The following is a 264-nucleotide window of genomic DNA, read 5'->3' as shown; positions in this document are numbered from 1 at the left end:
CTCGGCAATGGTTTCGCCCCCACCTTCACGGTCACGTTCCCCGGCGGCGAAACCCGCACGCAGACGGTCCCGTTCCGGCCGGATGAGCTGCAGACGATGATGTCCAGTGGCGTGGCCCGCTTCGACACCCCGGCCGGGCTCTACCCGAACGAGGACGAGCGGCGGAAGAACCAGATCGCCATCGAAGGACTGTTCGCGCCGACGGCCACCTTCCACGGTGGCCTGATGACCTCCAGCTTCCCGCTGCCGGAAGCTCCGGCGGTC

1 protein-coding gene is annotated in these 264 nt (G+C 68.2%); it reads left to right on the top strand.

Features of this window, described 5'->3' with window-relative positions; translation table 11 throughout:
• Window positions 1-264: cytochrome c biogenesis ResB family protein (locus SB717_RS36755; protein ID WP_410908002.1), on the top strand; the 264-nt coding region annotated here is incomplete at both ends.

Source organism: Priestia sp. SIMBA_032 (genome assembly GCF_046535215.1).
GTDB lineage: Bacteria > Bacillota > Bacilli > Bacillales > Bacillaceae_H > Priestia > Priestia aryabhattai.
Note: the sequence above shows the minus strand (reverse complement) of the source record. Positions and strands in the feature narration are given on the sequence as shown.